This window comes from Promicromonospora sp. NPDC019610 (assembly GCF_044389365.1).
Taxonomy (GTDB): Bacteria; Actinomycetota; Actinomycetes; order Actinomycetales; family Cellulomonadaceae; genus Promicromonospora.
In genome coordinates, this window is the sequence record NZ_JBIRXX010000003.1 from 431451 (window position 1) to 447424 (window position 15974).

Annotated in this window: 16 protein-coding genes and 1 tRNA gene; 10 read left to right on the forward strand and 7 right to left on the reverse strand. The window is 72.4% G+C overall.

Annotated features, from left to right (window positions below; translation table 11 throughout):
- Positions 1-34: 34 nt before the first annotated feature.
- Positions 35-1021 (reverse strand): LD-carboxypeptidase, encoded by a 987-nt coding sequence (locus ACH45N_RS23165; protein ID WP_397398312.1) that lies wholly within the window; start codon positions 1019-1021, stop codon positions 35-37.
- Positions 1014-1556 (reverse strand): MarR family winged helix-turn-helix transcriptional regulator, encoded by a 543-nt coding sequence (locus ACH45N_RS23170; protein WP_397398314.1) that lies wholly within the window; start codon positions 1554-1556, stop codon positions 1014-1016. The genes ACH45N_RS23165 and ACH45N_RS23170 overlap by 8 nt, the downstream gene beginning before the upstream one ends.
- A 54-nt stretch (positions 1557-1610) precedes the next feature.
- On the opposite strand from ACH45N_RS23170, the gene ACH45N_RS23175 reads away from it, so the two are divergent.
- The 3 genes from ACH45N_RS23175 to ACH45N_RS23185 all read left to right on the forward strand — a co-directional run bounded on the left by ACH45N_RS23175 (position 1611) and on the right by ACH45N_RS23185 (position 3677).
- Positions 1611-2330 carry an SDR family NAD(P)-dependent oxidoreductase gene (locus tag ACH45N_RS23175; protein WP_397398316.1) on the forward strand — a complete coding sequence of 240 codons (720 nt, stop codon included), beginning with the start codon at positions 1611-1613 and terminating at the stop codon, positions 2328-2330.
- Between the two features lie 131 nt (positions 2331-2461).
- Positions 2462-2992, forward strand: a complete 531-nt coding sequence (locus ACH45N_RS23180; protein WP_397398318.1) for a peptidoglycan-binding protein — start codon at positions 2462-2464, stop codon at positions 2990-2992.
- A gap of 1 nt (position 2993) precedes the next feature.
- Complete coding sequence (locus tag ACH45N_RS23185; protein ID WP_397398320.1) at positions 2994-3677, forward strand: hypothetical protein; 684 nt, start codon at positions 2994-2996, stop codon at positions 3675-3677.
- Between the two features lie 82 nt (positions 3678-3759).
- On the opposite strand, the gene lat is transcribed toward ACH45N_RS23185, so the two are convergent.
- Positions 3760-5067, reverse strand: coding sequence for an L-lysine 6-transaminase (gene lat / locus ACH45N_RS23190; protein ID WP_397398322.1), 1308 nt, complete (start codon positions 5065-5067; stop codon positions 3760-3762).
- Between the two features lie 56 nt (positions 5068-5123).
- The gene (locus ACH45N_RS23195) at positions 5124-6338 is read right to left on the reverse strand and encodes a CynX/NimT family MFS transporter (protein WP_397398324.1); all 1215 of its coding nucleotides are present in this window, start codon (positions 6336-6338) and stop codon (positions 5124-5126) included.
- A gap of 158 nt (positions 6339-6496) precedes the next feature.
- Here ACH45N_RS23195 and ACH45N_RS23200 point away from each other — a divergent pair, with 158 nt between their 5' ends.
- Positions 6497-6913: a hypothetical protein gene (locus ACH45N_RS23200; RefSeq protein WP_397398325.1), complete on the forward strand. Its 417-nt coding sequence runs from the start codon at positions 6497-6499 to the stop codon at positions 6911-6913.
- A gap of 113 nt (positions 6914-7026) precedes the next feature.
- Here ACH45N_RS23200 and ACH45N_RS23205 read toward each other — a convergent pair whose 3' ends face one another.
- Positions 7027-7530, reverse strand: coding sequence for a MarR family winged helix-turn-helix transcriptional regulator (locus tag ACH45N_RS23205; RefSeq protein WP_377227818.1), 504 nt, complete (start codon positions 7528-7530; stop codon positions 7027-7029).
- 101 nt (positions 7531-7631) lie between these two features.
- Between ACH45N_RS23205 and ACH45N_RS23210 the strand changes: the two genes are divergently transcribed.
- Positions 7632-8675 (forward strand): maleylacetate reductase, encoded by a 1044-nt coding sequence (locus ACH45N_RS23210; protein ID WP_397398326.1) that lies wholly within the window; start codon positions 7632-7634, stop codon positions 8673-8675.
- 48 nt (positions 8676-8723) lie between these two features.
- Here the strand turns inward: ACH45N_RS23210 and ACH45N_RS23215 are convergent, their stop codons facing one another.
- Together ACH45N_RS23215 and ACH45N_RS23220 are read right to left on the reverse strand one after the other, a co-directional pair.
- Positions 8724-9431, reverse strand: coding sequence for a class I SAM-dependent methyltransferase (locus ACH45N_RS23215; protein WP_397398327.1), 708 nt, complete (start codon positions 9429-9431; stop codon positions 8724-8726).
- Between the two features lie 711 nt (positions 9432-10142).
- A complete protein-coding gene (locus tag ACH45N_RS23220; protein ID WP_285105724.1) occupies positions 10143-10745 on the reverse strand; it encodes a TetR/AcrR family transcriptional regulator in 603 nt (200 codons plus the stop codon).
- Between the two features lie 233 nt (positions 10746-10978).
- On the opposite strand from ACH45N_RS23220, the gene ACH45N_RS23225 reads away from it, so the two are divergent.
- The 5 genes from ACH45N_RS23225 to ACH45N_RS23245 all read left to right on the forward strand — a co-directional run bounded on the left by ACH45N_RS23225 (position 10979) and on the right by ACH45N_RS23245 (position 15824).
- Positions 10979-11053, forward strand: a tRNA-Gln gene (locus ACH45N_RS23225).
- 94 nt (positions 11054-11147) lie between these two features.
- A complete protein-coding gene (glmU, locus tag ACH45N_RS23230) occupies positions 11148-12725 on the forward strand; it encodes a bifunctional UDP-N-acetylglucosamine diphosphorylase/glucosamine-1-phosphate N-acetyltransferase GlmU (RefSeq protein WP_397398628.1) in 1578 nt (525 codons plus the stop codon).
- Positions 12725-13708, forward strand: coding sequence for a ribose-phosphate diphosphokinase (locus ACH45N_RS23235; RefSeq protein ID WP_397398328.1), 984 nt, complete (start codon positions 12725-12727; stop codon positions 13706-13708). The genes glmU and ACH45N_RS23235 overlap by 1 nt, the downstream gene beginning before the upstream one ends.
- Before the next feature lie 78 nt (positions 13709-13786).
- Positions 13787-14992, forward strand: coding sequence for a glycosyltransferase (locus ACH45N_RS23240; protein ID WP_397398329.1), 1206 nt, complete (start codon positions 13787-13789; stop codon positions 14990-14992).
- A 220-nt stretch (positions 14993-15212) separates the two neighbouring features.
- Positions 15213-15824, forward strand: coding sequence for a 50S ribosomal protein L25/general stress protein Ctc (locus ACH45N_RS23245; RefSeq protein WP_397398330.1), 612 nt, complete (start codon positions 15213-15215; stop codon positions 15822-15824).
- Positions 15825-15974 lie beyond the last annotated feature (150 nt).

Sequence of the window (15974 nt, forward strand, 5' to 3'; positions counted from 1 at the left end):
GGCCCGGCCGGTCCCGCCCATCCATCCCGCAGGCTCAGCGCAGCGCCAGGGCCGGGTGGTCCAGCGTGAGCGTGCCGGCGTCGGCGTCCAGCTCCGCGGCGACGCCGAACGGCACGGTGAGCGGGTCGGGGCCGTGGCCGAACCCGAGCTCGCCCAGGATCGGGATGCCGAGCGGGCCCAGCAGGTCCAGGACCACCGGCTCGACCGGCTCGCAGTCCTGCCACGACCCGAGCACGATGCCCACCGCGCCGTCGAACCAGCCCGCACGCAGCAGGTGCGTGAGGAACGAGTCGATCCGGTAGGCCTTCTCCTCGATGTCCTCCAGGAGCACGATGCCGCCCGCGGCCGAGGGGGTCGTGGGGCCGATCCCGACGGACGTCGTCAGGAGCGAGAGGCAACCGCCCGTCGTGACGCCGCGGGCCGAGCCGCCCACCAGGGTGTGCGCGTCCGGGCCGGTGAGCACCTGCGTGGTCTCCGGCTCGAAGAGCGTGCGCCGCAGGCGCTCGCGAGCGACGTCGGACTTGAGGAACGACATGGTCCCGGACATCGGCCCGTGCAGCGACACCAGCCCGAGCCGCGCGGCGACCGCCTGGTGCAGCACGGTGCAGTCGCTGTACCCGACGAGCACCTTGGGGTCCGTGGCAGCGAGCGCGTCCCAGTCGACGAGCTCGACCATCCGTGCGGCGCCGTAGCCGCCGCGCGCCGTGACGATCGCCCGGACGTCCGGGTCGAGCCAGGCCTCCTGGAAGTCCGCGGCGCGCGCCTCGTCGTGGCCCGCCAGGTAGGCGTGGTCCGGGTGCGTGTCCAGCACGTGGGGCATCACCTGCACGTCGAGGCCCCAGGCACGCAGGTGGGCGACGCCCTCGTCGAGCCGGTCGGCCGGGACGGGGCCGGACGGGGCGACGACGGCGACCGTGTCGCCCGGACGCAGTCGCGGCGGGCTGAGCAGGGGCCGCAGCATGCGGCCGACATTACCGGCCGGCCCGTCGTGCGCCTGCTGGTGGAGCTTTCTTTCACTCATCTGAAATCTCTTCCGAGATCTGGCCCCGGAGCGCCGTGGTGAGCCGGGTGAGAAGTCCTGACAGGAGCAGGCGGTCCTCGGCCGGCAGCCCGGCCAGCAGTGACTCCTCGTGGGTGAGCAGCTCGCGCACGGCGCGTTCGACGAGCGCGTGCCCGGCGTCGGTCAGGGTCACGGCCACGGCCCGCCGTCCGGCGTCGGAGGACGAGCGCACGACCAGGCCCTCCCGCTCTGCCCGGGCGACCCGCTGCGAGATCGCGCCGGCGGTGACGAGCGTGTGCGCCGCGAGCTCGCGCGTGGTCAGCGACCACGGCTCCCCGGACCGGCGCAGGGTGCTGAGCAGGTCGAGCGTCGCGGGGTCGATGCCGATCCGGCGCAGCGTCCGGCGGCGCTCGTCGGCCAGGGTCTTGGCGGCGCGCCACAGCGGTGTGATCACGCCGATCGAGGCCACCGGCACACCCGGCAGCTCACGCTCCCACGCCGCGGCGATGTCCTCGGGCGGAACGGCCGCCGTGGTGTCGAAGGGGTACTCGGTCACACCGGCCTCCTGTACGTTTAGATCTAAACGTACACGTCACCAGGAGGTAGCGGCATGTCCGGACTCGTGCTCGTCACCGGCGGATCGGGCGGCATCGGCGGCGCGGTGGCGCGCCGGTTCGTCGAGGAGGGGCGCCAGGTCGTGATCACCGGCCGCGACGCCGGGCGGCTCGACCGGGTCGCGGAGGCGACGGGCGCGCGCGGCGTGCGCTGCGACGTCGGGCGGCCGGACGACGTCGAGGCGCTCGTGGCGCAGCTCGACGCGCCCGTCGAGGTGCTGGTGGCCATGGCCGGCGGCAACACGGACTTCGACGGCCCCGAGCCGGCGGGCCTCGCGCAGGTGGCCGACGGCTGGCGGGCCAACCTCGACGCCAACCTGATCAGCACCGTGCTGGTCGTCACCGCCGTCCTCGACCGGATGCCGGCCGGCGGCACCGTCGTCACCGTCGGATCGATCGGCGCCGAGTACGCGGGCACGTCCTACGGCGTGGCCAAGGCGGCCGTCCAGGCGTGGACCGCCGGCCTGTCCGCGACGGTCGGGCCGCGCGGGATCACCGCGAACTGCGTGGCGCCCGGCTACATCGAGGACACCGGGTACTTCAAGGGCCGGCTCACCGAGGAGCGCCGGGGCCGGCTGGTCGCGGCCACCCACGACAAGCGCCCCGGCACGCCGGACGACGTCGCCGGGCTGGTCTCGTTCCTGGCCTCGCCGGCCGCGCGGCACCTCACGGGGCAGACGCTGCACGTGAACGGCGGCGCGCACACGACCCGGTAGCCCAGCACGCGGCACGTAATCCGGTTTCTGCCGGTACGCCGCTTCCGTCGTGTAAGTGCGAGTTGTTACGCTCGCGGTAGCCAGCACCCGCGCCCGGCTCCGTCGTCGGGCACACGAAGGAGCGCGAGGAAATGCCCACCACCCGAACCTGGCTGCAGGCGGGCGGGGGCACCGTGGTGCTCGCCCTGATCGTCGCCGCCGTGGTGCAGGCGGCCAACTCGAGCGCGACCTGGGTCTCCAACGACCCGGTCGGCGAGTGCGGCAAGACGTCCGGCGGCCAGGTGGTCGCGGCGCAGAACGTGCTGTCGGCCGCGACGGGGCTGGAGACCGTGGACGGCACCTGGGACAGCCAGTCGGACGCCGCGACCCGGGCGTTCCAGGCCTACAACGGGTTGCCCGTCGACGGCTGCGTGGACACCAGCACGTGGGTCACGATGCGGGCGCTGGCCATCTCGCTGTGCGATCCCGACTACAGCTGCCAGGGCCCCGACCACCGCATCCGCTACGCGGCGCCGGGCGGTGCGCGGGACGCCTACCTCGCGGAGAACGACTGCGACTGGGGCTCCTACGTGCTGCCCGGGGTGGCGCGGAGCCCGGTCACGTCGAACAAGGTCATCGCGCTCTCGCGGGACGCCGTCACCGAGATCGAGTGCGGGGGCTGACGTGGTCACCACCATCGACGAGCCGAGGATCCGGCCCGAGTGGCTGCTCGGCGGGGCCGTGACGCTGCTGGGCGCCATCATCATCGTGGTGGTCACGCTGGTGCTCGGCGCGGGGGAGGACGAGCCCGTCGTCGTCCCGGCGGACGCCACCGACCTCACGGCGAACACCTGCGCCGCCGACCTGCGCCAGCCGCACTGGGTGCCCGACGACGTGCGCCGGGCCGTGGCCGAGTGCCCTGCCGAGATCTCGGCGGGGATGGGCCGCACGACGGCGGAGGACCACCTCGGCACCTGGATCACCTACCCGCTGGACGGCCCCGAGAACGCGGAGACGTTCCGCGGCCGGCCGGGGACCGGGTGGCCCGAGGAGGAGGTCCGCAGCGGGGCGTTCCACCCGGCGTCGGCCATCGTCTACGTGGCGTACCCGGGAGCGAAGGAGCTGTCCGGCAAGCTGTCCGGCGACACCGTGACGGTGGAGTGGAAGGACCTGGAGGAGTCGGGCCTGGAGGCGCGCGTGACCCGCGTGGACAACAACGGGTTCGGCCCGGTCCGGGTCGAGTGGACCGACGACGTGGGCTCCTACCTGCTGCTCGCCACGATCGGGCGCACACCGACGGCCAACGCGGGGCCCTCGGTGGCCGAGCTGATCCGGATCGCGGACAGCGTCGCGGCCGAGGACGAGTGACCGGCCGGGCGCCCGGGTCTTCTGGGCACCCGAGCGCCTGACCGGTCGGTCCGGGGGCCGCCCGGGAAGGGCGGCCGAGCTGTCAGAGGGTCGCGGTGAGCGCCTCGTCGAGGGCCAGGACGCCGGCCTCCAGCGCCTCGGTCGTGACCGTCAGGGCCGGGCGGAAGCGCACCGACCGCTCGCCGCAGCCCAGCAGCAGCACGCTCCGCTCGGTGAGCGCGGCCAGCACCCGGTCGCGCACGTCGCGCGAGGGCAGGGTCAGCGCGCACATCAGGCCGCGGCCCCGCACGTCGGTCACGCCGTCGTGCCGCCCGGCGAGCTCGGTGAGGGCGTCCTGGAGCTGCTTGCCCATGATGAGGGCCCGCTCGACCAGGCCCTCCTCCTCGTAGGTCTCCAGGATCCGGCGGGAGCGCACCATGTCGGTCAGGTTGCCGCCCCAGGTGGAGTTGATCCGCGACGAGACGGCGAACACGTTGTCCGGCACCTCGTCCACGCGGCCGCCGGCCATGATGCCGCAGACCTGCGTCTTCTTGCCGAACGCGACGATGTCGGGCGTGACGCCGAGCTGCTGGTACGCCCAGGTGGTGCCGGTGATCCCGGCGCCGGTCTGCACCTCGTCCATGACGAACAGGGCGTCGAACTCCCGGCACAGCGCCTGCATGCCCTGGAGGAACGAGGGGCGGAAGTGGTGGTCGCCGCCCTCGCCCTGGATGGGCTCCATGATGAAGGCCGCGATGTCGTGCGGGTTGGCCTCGAACGCGGCGCGGGCGGCGCCGAGCGCCGCGGCCTCTGCGGCGTCCATGTCCTTGCCCTCGGCCAGGTAGGGGGACGGGATGCGCGGCCAGTCGAACTTGGGGAAGCGGGCGACCTTGCCCGGCTCCGTGTTGGTGAGCGACATCGTGTAGCCCGACCGGCCGTGGAACGCGTGCTCCAGGTGCATCACCTGGGTGCCGAGCTCCGGGGACCGGCCGTTCGCCTCGTTGTGACGGGACTTCCAGTCGAACGCGACCTTGAGCGCGTTCTCGACGGCCAGTGCGCCGCCGTCGATGAAGAACAGGTGCGGCAGGGCGGGGTCGCCCAGCACCCGCGCGAACGTGTCGGCGAACCGCGCCATCTCGACCGTGTAGATGTCGGAGTTCGACGGCTTGTTGACCGCTGCGGCGGCAAGCTCCTCGCGGAAGGCCGGGTCGTCGGCCAGAGCGGGATGGTTCATGCCGAGCGGCGAGGACGCGAAGAAGGTGAACAGGTCGAGCCACTCGTGACCGTCGCGCGCGTCGACGAGCGTGGACCCGTGCGACCGGGTGAGGTCGAGGACCAGGTCGAACCCGTCGACGAGGAGGTGCTCGCGGAGGGTGGGGAGCACTGCGGTGGGCTCAAGGTGTGTCGTCATGCTGGAAAGATTGGCAATGATCCTGCCAAGTTTCAACGAGTATGGAAAAGTTCCTGTTACGGCCGTGCCGACCCCCGACGCCGGGTCGCGACCAGCTCGGCCGTCCCGAGCGCCAGCGTGGACCCCAGCAGCACCACGAGCGCCGCGGTCCAGCCGCCCGACGCCGCGTGCACCGCCCCGATCACCGCGGGCGCGGACGCCGCCACGGCGTAGCCGAAGGCCTGCACGGCCGCGACCGTGCGCCGGGTCTGGGCGACGGTCTTGCACCGCTGCGCGACCACCGTGAAGATCACCACGAAGTTCCCGCCCTGGGCGATCCCCGCGAGGCTCACCCACAGGAGCCACCACTGCGGCGCGAGCAGCAGGCCCGCCGGCAGCGAGACCCAGAGCAGGGCCATCACCACCGCCGCGCCGCGCATCGGCACCCGGGCGGCCAGCGCGAGCGGCACCAGCACGCTGCCCGCGATGGCGAGCCCCTGGAACGGCGCGGCCGCGTTGCCCGCCGTGGTCACCGACACGCCCAGCAGGTCGCGCAGCAGCTCCGGCAGCCAGCCGGTCACCGCGAAGTAGGAGAACGACTGGCCCGCGAACGCCACGGTCAGCACCCAGGTGATCGGACGCCGCAGCACGCCGGCCCAGGTCTCCTCGGGCCGCTCCGCCACGGGCGGAGCGCGCAGGGCGGCGGGCCGGTCGACCAGGCGGCGGGTGGTGATCTTCCACACCACGAGCGCGACCATCGCCACGACCGACCACGACGCGACAGCGCCGCGCCACCCGAGCAGGACGGCGAGGGGAGCGGTGAGCGACGTCGCGAAGACCGACCCCAGGTTCATCACCGACGAGTACAGGCCGGTGGCCAACGCCGTCCGCGCCGGGAAGTCCCGCGCGATGATCACCGGGACCACCACGTTGCCCACCGTGATGGCCGCGCCCAGCACGACGGTCCCCGTGAAGGCCGCCACCACCCCTACCGTGCCCGACCCGGCCGACCGGATCAGCGTGCCCACGATCACCCCGACCAGGGCGACCGTCACCGCCGCGTACGGCCCGACCCGGGCGATCAGGGTCGACGCCGCCGGGGCCACCACGCTGAAGCAGAGCGCCGGGATGCCCACCAGCAGGCCCGCCAGGGTCTGGTCGAGGCCCAGCCCGGCGGCGACGTCGGACATGACCGGCGGGAGAGACGTGATGGGGGTGCGGAGGTTCAGGGCGAAGACGAGTACCGCGACGAGCAGCGCGGAGCCGCCCGCCGCCGCGCGGATGTTGCTCATGATGCGTTCATTGTGCGCGACGGCGGCAGTTGGTTGCGTCGGGCGTCCATCGCATCACCACACGATGTGCTGCTCGACACCCCGGTTCCCCCAGGAGGGATTGCGGCTTTCCCGCTAGATTGGGCGACCGGTCACGACTGGAACAACTGAGGTGTGGAATGAACCAGCGACAGGTCTTCCCCGCGGTGGGAGCACTCGTCGGCGTACTCATGCTGTCGGGATGTGGGTTCGATCTCGGCAAGGTGGACTACACGGAGCCCGAGTTCGTCGGCTCCTGGGTGGGTGACGGCGCAGGGACCGTCGTGGCGCTCGGCGAGGACCGGACGTTCACGGCCGTCGGCGTCCCGGACGAGCTGCTCGACGGGGCGGGCAGCGACGTACCCGCCGAGATCGAAGGCACCTGGAAGTACAACTCGAAGAGCTCCGCGGACCACGTCGAGCTGACGGTCACCGACGCCGACGGCATGCCGGCGAAGCTCGGCGAGCTGCCCCTGTACGTGGCCGACGCCGACGACCTCTTCTTCCTGCCGGACCAGGTGGGCCGCGAGAAGATCATGGTGAGCCGGGACCGCTGAGGCTCTGCGGCGCCGCCCTCCGGCTCAGGCTCTGTTGTCGTCGCCTGAGCCTGCGGCTCCGCTCCGGGCGGGTGCCTCGTTCCTCGGCCCCCACCCTGCACTGCGCCTCCGGCTCAGTCGTCGAACTGCGCGGTCACCGTGCGGAGCAGGGCCGCGAGCTGCGGGCGCTCCGCGGGGGACAGGGCGGTGAGCACCTTGGCCTCGATGTCGAGCAGGTCGCTCATCGCGGCGTCGACCCGCGCCAGCCCCTCGTCGGTGAGCTCGACCAGCACACCGCGGCGGTCGTCCGGGGACCGGTGCCGCTGGACGAACCCGCGCGACTCCAGCCGGTCGATCCGGTTGGTCATGGTGCCGCTCGTGACCAGCGTCTGGGTGACGAGCGTGCCCGGCGACAGGCGATAGGGCTCCCCGGCGCGGCGTAGCGCCGAGAGCACGTCGAACTCCCATGTCTCCAGGCTGTGCCGCGCGAACGCCGTGCGGCGGGCCAGATCCAGGTGCCGCGCCAGCCGGGACACCCGGCTGAACACCGTCAGCGGTTCGAGCTCGAGGTCCGGGCGCACGTGGTGCCACGCGGCGACGATGCGGTCGACCTCGTCGGCGGGACCTGTGTGCTCCATGGCGAGAGGCTACCGGATGTCTCGATGTCAAGAATCTCGACCAGACGCCCGGCGTGCGTACCGTGGTGGACGACGGGGCGGCGACCGTAGGCTCAGGCATCGTGGGAACAGACATCAGGGTGCACCAGGTCTACGCCGGACGAGTGCTGCAGGGCGCCGGCGCACGAGCCCTCGTGCCGGACGAGATCGAACGGCTCGGCGCGCAGCGGGTGCTGGTGGTCGCGGCGCCGTCGTCGGCCGAGGTGGCGCAGGACCTGGCCACGAACCTGGGGGAGCGGCATGCCGCGACCTTCGGCCGCCCGGCCCAGCACACCCCCGTCGAGGTGACCGCCGAGGCGCTCGCCGTGGCCCGGGAGGTGCGCGCCGACGCGCTCGTGGCGATCGGCGGCGGGTCGGCGATCGGGCTCGCCAAGGCGCTCGCGATCCGGACCGGCATGCCGCAGGTCGCCGTGCCCACCACCTACGCGGGCTCGGAGGCGACGCCCGTGCTCGGCGAGACCGAGAACGGCGTCAAGACGACGCGGCGCGACCCCGCCCTCGCGCCCGGCACGGTCGTCTACGACCCGGAGCTCACGCTGTCGATGCCCCACGGGCTCACGCTGACCTCCGCGCTCAACGCGCTGGCCCACGCCGTCGAGGCGCTGTGGGACACCGGGGCGAGCGCCGCGACGCGCGCGTACGGGGTCGAGGCCGCCGACGGCATCCTGTCCGCGCTCCCGCTGGTGCTGGACCGGCTGTCCGACGTCGACGCGCGAGGCCGGCTCCAGGAGGCCGCGTGGCTGGCGGGCGCCTGCCTGGCGCAGGCGCGGATGGGGCTGCACCACCAGCTCGCCCACGTGCTCGGTGGCACCTACGGCCTGCCGCACGCCGAGCTGCACGCCCTGTTGCTGCCGCACGTCATGCGGTTCGACCTGGTCGCCGCCCCGGACGCGGCAGCGCGCCTGACCCGCGTCGCCGACGGCGACCCGGCGGCCGCGGTCGCGGCGCTCGCGGCCCGGCACGACGGCCCGACGACGCTCGGTGCGCTCGGCCTGCCCCGCACCGCGCTGCGTGAGGCGGCCGAGCGGGTGGCGGCCGACCCGTACCCGAACCCGCGCCAGGTCACCGCCGACGCGGTGGAGGAGCTGCTGCTCGCCGCGTGGTGAGCGGTGGGATCGGCCGCGTGGCCGGCGGCGAGGCCGGCCGCGGGTGCCTCAGCCGGCCGCCCGGCGGCCCAGGAGGTGCGCCTGCGGGAACCCCCGCACCGGGTCCTCGCCCGGCGCGATCACCAGGCGGGCGACCTCGGTCACGCCGTGCCGGCCGAGCAGGCCGACGACGTGGTCGGGCGAGTACCGCCAGGCGGGCGACACCTTGTGGTCGAAGGATTCGGCCGGACCGCCCGCGGCGTCGAGCGCCTGGAACGACACCAGGAGATACCCGCCCGGAGCCAGCACGCGGGTCAGCTCGGCGAGCGTCGCCGGCAGCGCGTCCGGCGGCGTGTGGATGAGGGAGTAGTTCGCCATCACCCCGGCCAGGCTCGCCGTGGCGACACCGAGTGCGCCGAGGTCGCCCAGGTCGCCGACGTCGAACCGCACGCCCGGGTGGGCCGCGTGGGCGTGCTCCACGAGCCGGGGCGACAGGTCGACGCCGAACGCGTCGACGCCCCGGTCCCGGAGGAAGGCGGTGACGTGCCCGGGCCCGCAGCCGACGTCGGCCACCTGCCCGCCGGCTGACCGCCCGCCGGCTGCCTGCTCGCCGGCTGCCTGCTCGCCGACGAACTGCCGGACCAGGTCGGCGAACGCCTGGACCATCACGTGGTTCAGGGGCTGGCCGGCGAACGCCTCGCCGATGAACGCGGTGTAAGCCTCGGCCTTGGCGTCGTAGTCGTCGCGGACGGTGGCGAGTCGCTCGGAGGAGGTCACGCGCCGCAGCCTAGATCGCCGCCGGCGGCAACTGTCAGTGCTTGCCGCCATGCCCAGGCGAGGTCGGCAGTTCCCCGCGACGTCGGCAGTTGGCTTTGAGGTCGGCACAGGCCTGTGCCGACCTCAGCGCCAACTGCCGACCTCAGCGCCAACTGCCGACGTCGCGACGGCGACTACGGACGCCGCCGGCCACTCCCGGACAACTGACTCTCGTTCAGAAATATGTCCGCTTCATGGCGGACCATGGCCCAGTTTCACCCCCAATATCACAGGGTGAAACCGGGCGCGCATTAAAGCCGAATATCCATTTCCCGTTGCAGAGTCCGTGTCGTGTGCTTAATGTATGGAACGCGAACACTGTTCCGCTCGCAGGTGATCATCCTGTGATTCCCGTTTTCCGGAAGGAAAAAGCACCATGTCTGTTGTTGACATCGTCTCGACCCTGCTCGACTCCCTCGGCATCACCCTGGCGCAGATCCGCGTCCTTCTGGGTCTCTGAGCAGGGAATACGCCGCTATAGCGGCGTGAGCAACATCCCCAGCCAAAGCGAACGCCTCCTGCGTATTCAACGCAGGAGGCGTTCGTTCTTTTGCGCTGGCGCAGACATTGTTGCGTCGGCGCAAACTGACTTGACGACACCGGGCATTTCAGTTGTCTGCGGCATTTCGCCGACGGTATTGACGCTCCGTCAGTGTGTGGCTGCCCCAGGCCTCAGCGCGACATCTTTGTCAGAGCCGGCTTCTTCTCCATGTTGTGCAGGCCGTTCCAGGCGAGGTTCACCAGGTGCGCCGCCACCTCGGTCTTCCGGGGGCTGCGCGCGTCCAGCCAGTACTGGCCCGTGAGCGCGATCATCCCGACCAGCATCTGCGCGTAGAGCGGGGCGGCCTTGGTGTCCAGCCCGTTCTCGCGGAACTGCGGCTCCAGGATCGCCTCGACCTGGGTGGCGACGTCGCCGATCAGGCTGGAGAAGGTCCCCGTCGCCTGCGCCACGGGGGAGTCGCGCACGAGGATCCGGAAGCCGTCCTCGGACGACTCGATGTAGTCGAGAAGGGCGAGCGCCGTCCGCTCCAGCAGCACCTTCGGGTGGCCGCCGGAGCCGAGCGCCCCGGTCAGGGCGTGGGTCAGGGCCTGCACCTCGCGGTCCACGACCACGGCGTAGATGCCCTCCTTGCCGCCGAAGTGCTCGTAGACGACGGGCTTGGAGACCTCGGCCCGCGCCGCGATCTCCTCCACGCTGGTGCCCTCGAAGCCCTTCTGGGCGAACAGGCCGCGGCTGACCGTGAGCAGCTGCTCACGCCGCTGGCTGGCCGTCATGCGAGGTCGATGGGTACGTCGGTTTTCGGCGGCCATGGGGTTCATTGTGCCCGAGCGGCCGTTCGGGGCGTGTCCCGGCCGGGCGCCGGCGACGGCGTCCCGGGCCGCGGATGTGGCTGACGACTCGACCCGTCCGGCATGGGGCATGCCCCGGGACCTGGCAGACTGTTCACGGACGTGCGACGGTGGCACACGCCCGCCTCGGGTCACGACGGAGCCTCCCGCGCGCCCGGTCCGCCTTGGTGTAATCGGCAGCACAGAGGTTTTTGGTGCCTTTAGTCCAGGTTCGAATCCTGGGGGCGGAGCCATCCGGATCTGACGAACCCACCGATCGGAGCACTCGTGACCGAGACACCTCAGCCGGCAGCAGTCATCGTTCTTGCCGCCGGCCAGGGCACCCGCATGAAGTCAGCGCTGCCGAAGATCCTGCACCCGCTCGGCGGCAAGCCGATGGTGGGGCACGCGCTGGCCGCGGCTCGCGAGCTCGAGCCCGCGCAGGTCGCCGTGGTGGTCCGGCACGAGCGCGACCTGGTCGCCGACGCCGTCGGCCGGCTCGACCCGGCCGCGATCCTCGTGGACCAGGACGACATCCCCGGCACGGGTCGCGCCGTGCAGTGCGCGCTGGCGGCGCTCGACTCCAAGGCCCAGGCGGCGTCCGCCGCGGCGGGCCTGGCCGACGGCGAGATCGTGGGTGACGGCATCGAGGGACCGGTCGTCGTCGTCGCGGGCGACGTCCCGCTGCTCGACGGCGCCACGCTCGGCCAGCTCCTCGCCGCCCACCACGCGGACGGCAACGCCGTCACCATCCTCACCACCGAGGTCGCCGACGCGACGGGCTACGGCCGGATCGTCCGCGAGAAGGACACGGGCGACGTGCTCGAGATCGTCGAGCACAAGGACGCGAGCGCGGACCAGCTCGGGATCCTGGAGATCAACTCGTCGGTGTACGTGTTCGACGCCGCCACCCTGCGCCGCGGGCTGAACGGGCTGGACAGCAAGAACGCGCAGGGCGAGGTCTACCTGACCGACGTCGTCGCGTTCGCCCGCTCCGAGGGCCTGCACGTGCGCGCGCTGCTCGCCGACGACCCGATGCTGGTCGAGGGCGTCAACGACCGCGTGGCGCTCTCCGTCCTCGCCCGCGAGATGAACCGCCGCGTCGTCGAGGAGTGGCAGCGCGCGGGCGTGACGGTCCAGGACCCGGCCACCACGTGGATCGACGTCGACGTCGAGCTCGCCCCCGACGTCACGCTCCTGCCGAACACGCAGCTCCAGGGCGCCACCGTGGTCGCCACGGGCGCGACGATCGGCCCGGACACCACGCTGACCGACGTCGAGGTGGGCGCGGACGCGACGGTGGTCCGCACGCACGGGTCGCTCGCCGTGATCGGCGAGGGCGCCTCCGTGGGCCCGTTCGCCTACCTCCGCCCCGGCACGAAGCTGGGCCGCAAGGGCAAGATCGGCACCTTCGTCGAGACCAAGAACGCCGAGATCGGCGAGGGCAGCAAGGTGCCGCACCTCTCCTACGTCGGCGACGCCTCGATCGGCGAGCACACCAACATCGGCGCCGCGTCGGTGACGGTCAACTACGACGGTGTGCACAAGCACCGCACGGTGATCGGCTCGCACGCGCGCACCGGCGCGGACAACATGTTCGTCGCACCCGTGACCGTGGGTGACGGCGCGTACACCGCTGCCGGCTCCGTGATCCGCCGGGACGTGCCCGCGGGCGCGCTCGGGGTCACCGCCGGGCAGCAGCGCAACATCGAGGGCTGGGTCGGCCGACGTCGGCCGGGCACGGCCGCGGCGGACGCCGCGGCGTCGGCCAACGCGCCGTCCGGCCTCGGTGACCAGGCACAGCGCCAGCTTGCCCAGCAGAATGCAGCCGGGGCCCCCGCGGCCCCGCAGGCCGCGGCCACCCAGGCCGGACCGGCCGACCAGGCCCCCGCCCCGGGGGCCGACGAGGAAGGAAAGTCGCACTGATGTCCAGCACCGTTCCCGGACCCAACCGCCACCCGCTCGTCCTGGCGGCGGGCCGAGCGCATCCTGAGCTGGCGAAGAACGTCGCGAAGGAGCTGGGCATCGACCTCCTGGGCGTGTCCGCGTACGACTTCGCGAACAGCGAGACCTACGTCCGCTTCAGCGAGTCGGTGCGTGGCATGGACCTGTTCCTGCTCCAGTCGCACACCATGCCGGTCAACCAGTGGATCATGGAGCAGCTGCTCATGGTCGACGCGGCCAAGCGCGCCTCGGCGCACTCCGTCACCGTGGTCGCGCCGTTCTTCGGCTACGCCCGGCAGGACAAGAAGAGCCGCGGCCGTGAGCCGATCTCGGCCCGGCTCATCGCGGACCTGTTCAAGACGGCGGGCGCGGACCGCCTGATGAGCGTGGACCTGCACACCGCCCAGATCCAGGGCTTCTTCGACGGGCCGGTGGACCACCTGTGGGCCATGCCGATCCTGGTCGACTACGTGCGCACCCGTGTCGACGTCGAGAACGTCACCGTCGTGTCGCCCGACGCCGGCCGTATCCGCGTCGCCGAGATCTGGGCCTCCAAGCTGGGCGGCGGCCCGCTGGCGTTCGTGCACAAGACGCGCGACGTCACGCGGCCCAACCAGTCGGTCGCCAACCGCGTCGTGGGCGACGTCCAGGGCAAGGACTGCGTGCTGGTGGACGACCTGATCGACACCGGCGGCACCATCGCCGAGGCCGTCAAGGTGATCATGGCCGCGGGCGCCAAGTCCGTGACCGTCGCGGCGACGCACGGCGTGCTGTCCGGCCCGGCCGCGCAGCGGCTCACCGAGTGCGGGGCGCGCGAGGTGGTGGTCACCGATACGCTGCCGATCGAGGAGGACCGCCGGTTCGAGAACCTGAAGGTGCTCTCGATCGCGCCGCTGCTGGCCTCCGCGATCAACGAGGTCCACTCCGACGGGTCCGTGACCTCGCTGTTCGACGGCAACTCCTGATCCGGAGCGCCGAGCGGGACACTTGACTCAGACCCGGCCAACGGTGGACCGTGTCTTGACATCGATCTGGGAGGGTCAGTGACCGTCACCGTCGTGGTCCCGACGTTCAACGAGGGACCCAACGTCGCCGCGCTCACGGAGCGGCTCTGTGCCGCCTTCGGGGTGCTGCCCGACGACGGTCGCCGCCCCGGCGTCCCGAGCGGACCCGAGGGCGGCCCCGCTCCGGTGGGGGCACCGGAGCTGGCCGAGATCCTCTTCGTCGACGACTCGAACGACGACACCCCCGACCGGATCCGCGAGGTGGCGGCCAGCGCACCCGTCCCGGTGCGGCTGCTGCACCGCGACACGCCGCAGGGTGGGCTCAGCGGTGCCGTCGTGGCCGGGCTGCGCACGGTGGACACCGAGTGGGCCGTGGTGATGGACGGCGACCTGCAGCACCCCCCGGAGCTCGTGCCTGCCCTCGTCACGCGCGGGCGGGAGGCGGGCCTCGACCTCGTGGTGGCGTCCCGGTACACGGGCGACGGCGACGCCGGGGGCCTGGACGGCTGGTGGCGGCACGGCGTCTCGATCGCGTCGGCCCTGCTGGCGCGCTCCATGTTCCCGGTCCGGCTGCGGAACGTGACCGACCCGCTCACCGGCTTCTTCGCCGCCCGCGTGGCGCGCCTGGACCTCGACGCCCTGCACCCGCGCGGCTTCAAGATCCTGCTGGAGCTGCTGGCGCGCAACACCCTCGCCGTGGGCGAGGAGCCGTTCGTGTTCGGCGAGCGGTACGCGGGGCACTCCAAGGCGACCTTCAAGACCGGCCTGCGCTACCTGGAGCAGCTCGCGGCCCTCCGGTTCGGGCGGATGTCGCGGTTCGCGATCATCGGCGGCTTCGGGGCCGTGCTCAACATCCTCATCCTGTGGCTCCTCACCGCGCTGAGCGTGCACTACGTGCAGGCGGCGGTGATCTCCGCCGTCGTGACGATCCTGATCAACTTCCTGCTGCAGGAACGCTTCGTGTTCCGCGACCTGCGGAACGAGGGCCGCGGTGTCTGGTCGCGGTTCGCGCACTCGTTCGCGTTCAACGGCACGGAGGCGGCGATCCGGCTGCCCGTGCTGTGGTGGCTGGTCGAGCACACGGGCATGTGGCCCGTGCTGGTGCAGGCGGTGACGCTCGTCGTGGCGTTCCTGCTGCGGTTCGTGTTCCACGTCCAGGTGGTCTACAAGCCCCGGCGCACGCAGCCGGCGATCGGCGTCACACCGCCTCTCGGTGCGGACCGGGCCGACGAGCGGGTACAGTAGTCAGGTTGCCTCGGCGAGGGACGTCTGACGGCCGCGGCGGGACCTGATCCCGCAAGCACTCGGCCGGCGTCCGTGATCGACTGGGCGGCCGTCGGCGGCCCCGGGCGGAGTACTCCTCCAGCACCTCGCCCCGCGTGCCCGCTCCGCGCCCGTCACGTGTCCCGCGCCGACGCAGCCGCCATCTTCGAGTTGCACACATATCTTCCAGGAGTGAGTTCCCATGGCCGAGATCAAGCTCGCCGCTGAGCCCCGCACCGAGTTCGGCAAGGGTGCGGCCCGTCGCATCCGCCGCGACAACAAGATCCCCGCTGTCCTGTACGGCCACGGCACCGACCCGGTGCACGTGACCCTGCCGGGCCACGAGTCGATGCTGGCCCTGCGCCAGACCAACGTGCTGCTCTCCATCGAGCTGGACGGCAAGGGCCAGCTGGCGGTCGCCAAGGACATCCAGCGCGACCCGGTCCGCAACGTCATCGAGCACATCGACCTGCAGGTCGTGCGCGCCGGCGAGAAGATCACCGTCGACATCAGCGTGAACATCGTGGGCGAGTCGGCCCCGGGCACCATCCACCTGGTCGAGGCGCAGACGCTGTCGGTCGAGGCCGAGGCCACGCACCTGCCCGAGTCCGTCGAGGTCTCCATCGAGGGCCTGGAGAACGGCGCGCAGGTCCACGCCGGCGACGTCGCCCTCCCGTCCGGCTCCACGCTGCTCACCGACCCGGAGCACGTCGTCGTGCTGATCACCGAGCCGCGCGGCGAGGCCAGCCCGGACGAGGCCGAGGAGTCGGCGGAGTCCGCCGGGTCGGCCACCGAGGCGCCCGCGGAGGGCTGAGTCCCTCCCGCGACCCGCGGCGTCCCGGCCTGAGCCGGACGCACCGGGTCCAGGCACGACGGGCCGAGGTGGAACGTCCTGACGCGCGCACGAGAGGATCGTGCGCGGCGCGGGTTCCACCTCGGCCCGACCTGTCTCCGCCGTGCCGTC

Coding starts and splice junctions, on each gene's coding strand:
- ACH45N_RS23165 (WP_397398312.1), bottom strand. CDS start 1,021: ATGAGTGAAAGAAAGCTCCACCAGCAGGCGCACGACGGGCCGGCCGGT.
- ACH45N_RS23175 (WP_397398316.1), top strand. CDS start 1,611: ATGTCCGGACTCGTGCTCGTCACCGGCGGATCGGGCGGCATCGGCGGC.
- ACH45N_RS23180 (WP_397398318.1), top strand. CDS start 2,462: ATGCCCACCACCCGAACCTGGCTGCAGGCGGGCGGGGGCACCGTGGTG.
- lat (WP_397398322.1), bottom strand. CDS start 5,067: ATGACGACACACCTTGAGCCCACCGCAGTGCTCCCCACCCTCCGCGAG.
- ACH45N_RS23195 (WP_397398324.1), bottom strand. CDS start 6,338: ATGAGCAACATCCGCGCGGCGGCGGGCGGCTCCGCGCTGCTCGTCGCG.
- ACH45N_RS23200 (WP_397398325.1), top strand. CDS start 6,497: ATGAACCAGCGACAGGTCTTCCCCGCGGTGGGAGCACTCGTCGGCGTA.
- ACH45N_RS23205 (WP_377227818.1), bottom strand. CDS start 7,530: ATGGAGCACACAGGTCCCGCCGACGAGGTCGACCGCATCGTCGCCGCG.
- ACH45N_RS23220 (WP_285105724.1), bottom strand. CDS start 10,745: ATGACGGCCAGCCAGCGGCGTGAGCAGCTGCTCACGGTCAGCCGCGGC.
- glmU (WP_397398628.1), top strand. CDS start 11,148: ATGAAGTCAGCGCTGCCGAAGATCCTGCACCCGCTCGGCGGCAAGCCG.
- ACH45N_RS23235 (WP_397398328.1), top strand. CDS start 12,725: ATGTCCAGCACCGTTCCCGGACCCAACCGCCACCCGCTCGTCCTGGCG.
- ACH45N_RS23245 (WP_397398330.1), top strand. CDS start 15,213: ATGGCCGAGATCAAGCTCGCCGCTGAGCCCCGCACCGAGTTCGGCAAG.